General features: G+C 65.2%; 4 protein-coding genes. 2 read left to right on the top strand and 2 right to left on the bottom strand.

Features of this window, described 5'->3' with window-relative positions:
• Window positions 1-252: 252 nt before the first annotated feature.
• Window positions 253-684, top strand: a complete 432-nt coding sequence (locus AC1DSN_RS18045; RefSeq protein WP_477332024.1) for a hypothetical protein — start codon at window positions 253-255, stop codon at window positions 682-684.
• Window positions 685-811: 127 nt separating this feature from the next.
• Here the strand turns inward: AC1DSN_RS18045 and acnA are convergent, their stop codons facing one another.
• Window positions 812-3562 carry an aconitate hydratase AcnA gene (gene acnA, locus AC1DSN_RS18040; RefSeq protein ID WP_477332022.1) on the bottom strand — a complete coding sequence of 917 codons (2751 nt, stop codon included), beginning with the start codon at window positions 3560-3562 and terminating at the stop codon, window positions 812-814.
• A gap of 188 nt (window positions 3563-3750) precedes the next feature.
• Between acnA and AC1DSN_RS18035 the strand changes: the two genes are divergently transcribed.
• Window positions 3751-4716: a LysR family transcriptional regulator gene (locus AC1DSN_RS18035; protein ID WP_255548406.1), complete on the top strand. Its 966-nt coding sequence runs from the start codon at window positions 3751-3753 to the stop codon at window positions 4714-4716.
• Between the two features lie 145 nt (window positions 4717-4861).
• Here AC1DSN_RS18035 and AC1DSN_RS18030 read toward each other — a convergent pair.
• The coding region (locus tag AC1DSN_RS18030) for a DUF489 family protein (RefSeq protein ID WP_477332020.1) at window positions 4862-5144 on the bottom strand (283 nt) is incomplete at its 5' end.

The following is a 5144-nucleotide window of genomic DNA, read 5'->3' as shown; positions in this document are numbered from 1 at the left end:
GCAGGGCGGTCACGAAATTTCTGAAAGGACTCTTCGAAGACGGCCGCCACGGAGCGGTACGCGTTGACGTCGATGTCGGCGGGAATGCCGGCCGGATAGTGGTCAAGCCACGGACGCTCAATGCTCATGGATCGGACGAACTCCTTCAAAGGGCAGTCGTACGGCGGCCTGTCGTACGATCGCGGCATTGGAGCATACGCGCGCGTATAGCAGCAAGCCGCAACGCAACGAGACTGCATGAGGGATAACACGATGTCGAAAGCCTGGATAGCACTGACATTTCTGCTGTTGGCAGCGCTGGCCGGTTGCCGGCACACGCCGGACGCGGAACAGGTGCGCAAGGCCATTGCCGCGACGGTCGTGGGGGCCGAGGCGGGGAAGGCCGGCGACACTACGGAAGTCCTCACGGACGACTTCGATGGCAACACGGGGCAGTTGGACAAGCGGTCGCTGGCCAATCTGGTGCGTGTCTATGCATTACGTGGGCAGTCGATCCACGTTTTGATGGGGCCGATGACGATCGAGCCGCGTGGCGAGCGTATCGTCGCGACGTTCACTGTGACGCTCACAGCGGGCGCCGGCGTGCTACCGGACAACGCCGGGGCGTACCAGGTGGAAACGGGTTGGCGGAAAGACAGTGGTACGTGGCGGTGCTTCACCGCCAGCTGGAGAAAAGCCTTGTAGAAGCGCCGGCTTGTGTGGGGGCCGCTTCAGCGGCGATAACCAGGTTGCCGCAAGAACCATCGCCGCTGAAGCGGCTCCCACACAAAAAAACGCCCCGGCTTTCACCGGGGCGTTTTTCAGGGGCTGCTTAAGCCGCCTTCGCCAGCTGGCGAAGCACGTACTGCAGGATGCCGCCGTGGCGGAAGAACTCGCGCTCCTTCGGGGTCAGCAGGAGCACCTTCACGGTGAACTCCTTGACCGAACCGTCCGGACGCGTGGCCTTGACCGTCGCCGTCTTCGACTCGCCGCCGTTGAGGCCGGTGATGTCGAACACTTCGTCGCCCTTCAGGCCGAGCGTCTGCGCATTCTCGCCTTCCTGGAACTGGCAGGGCAGCACGCCCATGCCGACCAGGTTCGAGCGATGGATGCGCTCGAAGCTCTCGGTGATCACGGCCTTGACGCCGAGCAGCAGGGTGCCCTTGGCTGCCCAGTCACGCGACGAGCCGGTGCCGTATTCCTTGCCGGCGAGGACCACCAGCGGCGTGCCGTCGGCCTTGTACTTCATGGCGGCGTCGTAGATCGCCAGTTCTTCGCCGGTCGGGATGTACTTGGTGAAGCCACCCTCGACGCCATCGAGCATCAGGTTCTTGATGCGGATGTTGGCGAACGTGCCGCGGACCATGACGTCGTCGTTGCCGCGACGCGAACCGTAGGAGTTGAAGTCCTTCGGCTCGACGCCCTTCGACATCAGGAAGCGACCCGCCGGGGAGTCCTTCTTGATCGAACCGGCCGGCGAGATGTGGTCGGTGGTGATCGAGTCACCGAAGATGCCCATGGCGCGCGCGCCGTGGATGTCTTCGATGGTGCCGGCTTCGGCCGTCATGTTGTCGAAGTAGGGCGGGTTCTTGATGTACGTCGAGTCGTCCCAGGCGTAGGTCTGGCCATCCGGCGACGCAATGGCGTTCCAGCGGCTGTCGCCCTTGAACACGTCGGCGTAGCTGTCCTTGAACATCTGCGGATTGATCGCACCGGCGATCGCATCGGAGACTTCCTTGTTGGTCGGCCAGATGTCCTTGAGGTACACCGGCTGGCCATCGCTGCCGTTAGCGATCGGATCCTTGGTCAGGTCGATGTCGAGCGTACCGGCCAGCGCGTAAGCGACGACCAGCGGCGGCGACGCCAGGTAGTTCATCTTCACTTCGGGATGCACGCGGCCTTCGAAGTTGCGGTTGCCGGAGAGCACCGACGCCACGGCGAGGTCACCCTCGGCGATGCCCTTGCTGATCTCGGCCGGCAGCGGGCCGGAGTTGCCGATGCACGTGGTGCAACCGTAGCCGACCACGAAGAAGTTCACCTTCTCGAGCTCTTCGAGCAGGCCGGTCTTCTTCAGGTATTCGGTAACGACCAGCGAGCCTGGTCCGAGCGAGGGCTTGACCCACGGCTTGGAGGTGAGGCCACGCGCAGCGGCCTTCTTCGCCACCAGGCCGGCGGCGAGCATGACGGCCGGGTTGGAGGTGTTGGTGCACGAGGTGATCGCGGCGATCACGACTGAGCCGTCGTTGATGTGGAACTGCTTGCCGTCCTTCTCGACCAGCACGCCTTCGCTCTTGCTGACGGTGTTGGCCGGGTTGCCGACGGCCGTGGCGCCACCTTCATTGCTGAAGCTGTCTACGTCGTCGCCGTTCTTGCGCTTGCGGTTGGCCGTGAGCGGGCCGACGGCATCGAGGAAGCTTTCCTGCACGCCTTCGAGAAGGACGCGATCCTGCGGACGCTTCGGGCCGGCCATGGACGGACGGACGTCGGCGAGGTTGAGCTCGAGCGTGGTGGTGAACTCGGCGTCCGGCGTGTCCTTGTCGTACCACAGGCCCTGGGCCTTGGCGTAGGTTTCGACGAGGGAAATCAGCGCCTCGTCGCGACCCGACAGGCGCATGTAGTTCAGCGACTCCTGGTCGATCGGGAAGATGCCGCAGGTGGCGCCGTATTCCGGAGCCATGTTGGCGATGGTCGCGCGGTCGGCGAGCGGCAGGTTCGGCAGGCCTTCGCCGAAGAACTCGACGAACTTGCCGACCACGCCGAGCTTGCGCAGCATCTGGGTGACGGTCAGGACCAGGTCGGTCGCGGTCACGCCTTCGCTGAGCTTGCCGGTGAGGCGGAAGCCGACGACCTGCGGGATCAGCATGGACGACGGCTGGCCGAGCATGGCGGCTTCGGCTTCGATACCACCCACGCCCCAGCCGAGCACGCCCAGGCCGTTGATCATGGTGGTGTGCGAATCGGTACCGAACACGGTATCCGGATAGGCGAAGGACTCACCGTCGACGTCGGCGGTGAAGACGACGCGGGCGAGGTTCTCCAGGTTCACCTGGTGGACGATGCCCGTACGCGGCGGCACGACCTTGAAGTTGTTGAACGCCTTCTGGCCCCAGCGCAGGAACGAGTAACGCTCCTGGTTACGCTCGAACTCGATCTCGACGTTCTGTTCCAGCGCGCCTTCCGAACCGAACGCGTCGACCTGCACCGAGTGGTCGATGACCAGTTCGGCCGGCGCCAGCGGGTTGATCTTGTTCGGGTCGCCGCCGAGCTTGGCGACGGCATCGCGCATGGCGGCCAGGTCGACCACGCAGGGCACGCCGGTGAAGTCCTGCAGGACCACGCGGGCGGGCATGAAGGAGATTTCGATCTCCGGCTCGGCCTTGGAATCCCACTTGGCCACCGCCTCGATTTCCTTCGAGGTGACGTTCAGGCCGTCTTCCTGGCGGAGAAGGTTCTCCAGCAGGATCTTCATCGAGTAGGGCAGGCGCTTGATGTCGAACTTTTCGCCGAACTTGGCCAGGCTGGCGATGGTGTGGCGCTTGCCGTTGACTTCGATGCTGTCTCGGACTGAGAACGAGTCTTTCATGCTGTACTCCTGGCGTGTTCTTAAGCTGGGGAGGCCTGACGCCCCTTGTGGGGACGCCAAAGCGTCGATTATCGCGCAGTCTGGGCCTTGCGTGCGACCGCCGTGAGACCGGTGACCGGCTAGAATGGCGGGTTGGTGGCGCAGCATGCCGCGCGAATTCGGCGGCGAAAGGATGGAGCGGGCGGACGATGGGCGCAAACGTATTTGATGGCACGCAGCGTTCGATGATTTCGATGGCCCTGTCATCGGTGTCCCTGCGCGACCTTGCCCTGGTCCAGGCCGTGGCCCGCGAGGGCAGCTTCAACAGCGCGGCCCGCGCCATGTACATCAGTCCGTCCGGCCTTTCTCATCAGGTGCAGAAGGTGGAGCAGGCGCTGGGTATGCCGCTGTTCGAGCGCGGCGGTCGACGCGTCGTGCCCACCACCAGCGGCCAGCGATTACTCGGTTATATCGAGTCGGTGCTGAGCGCGGCCGAGCATCTGGAGCATGCGGCCCGGGCTGGCGACGTCGCTTTCGGCAGCGAACTCCGTCTGGGCGTGCCATCGACGCTCGGGCCGTACCTGCTTCCCCATTTCATCGAGCCCTTTCCCCTGCGGTTCCCCGGCGCCCGGCTGACCATCTCCGAGGGCAAGCCGCGAGGTCTGCTTCGGCGTCTTCACGAAGGTGAGCTGGACGCCGTGCTGGCGCCGCCCAGCGCCACGATCACCGGCCTGGAGTCGACGGCGCTCTTCTTCGAACCCTATGAATTGCTGTTGCAGGCGGGCCATGCCCTGGCCGGCCGCAGCGCCATCGCGCTCACCGAACTGGATGCCGCGGACGCGACGCTGATGGCGGAAAGTCACGGCAACGGCGTGTCGGACCTCGGCATGCCGGGCGCGGCGCGGCCGGAGCGCATCCAGGACCTGAGCATCGAGAGCCTGGCGACGCTGGTGGCCCTGCGTGGGGGCTACACACTGGTTCCGATCCTCGCCCACGATCGGTTGGGTTCGATCCCCAATGTCGTGCTGGCGGCGGTGCAGGGGGCGCGGCCGGGGCGCCATATCGCGCTCTACTGGCGAAGCGCTACGCCGTGGCGGGACGATCTGGCGCGGTTTGGCGATTTGTTGCGGGAGCTGGCGGGGACGATTCCGGGGCTGGATGCGGCCGCGCCGTAACCGTTGCACGCGGCTCGGTAATCGCTCGCTGTCCGGCAACCGCACCCTGCTCGGTAGGAGCCGATTCATCGGCGATGCGGTTCTGCGGCGACCTGGTTATCGCCGATGAATCGGCTCCTACCAAGCAGGGTGTTGCAGCGTGACCTCAGCCGCCGCCTTCGAGCGTCGACCCGGTCAGCAGCCCCCGCGCGAGCATCGCGCACTGCTTCCGGTAGATGAGCAGGTGCCACTGCCGCCCACCCAACTGGTGCCAGAGCACCGCCGAGCGTGCGGCGGCGAGCAGGGCGGAGCGCACGCGATCCACGTTGGCTTTCTGCTGCAGATGCGTCGGGTTGCCGGTGACCATCACGCGCGGCTTCAGTGTCGACAATGTCGAGGCGTAGACCTCGGCCAGCCGCGCGGTGACGTTCGCATGGTTGATGCCGAAG

It is taken from the genome of Luteibacter sp. P4_D7_3 (assembly GCF_056401735.1).
The sequence above is the reverse complement of the archived record's forward strand: the minus strand, read 5'-3'. Positions and strand labels throughout refer to the sequence as shown.

Coding starts and splice junctions, on each gene's coding strand:
- AC1DSN_RS18045 (WP_477332024.1), top strand. CDS start 253: ATGTCGAAAGCCTGGATAGCACTGACATTTCTGCTGTTGGCAGCGCTG.
- acnA (WP_477332022.1), bottom strand. CDS start 3,562: ATGAAAGACTCGTTCTCAGTCCGAGACAGCATCGAAGTCAACGGCAAG.
- AC1DSN_RS18035 (WP_255548406.1), top strand. CDS start 3,751: ATGGGCGCAAACGTATTTGATGGCACGCAGCGTTCGATGATTTCGATG.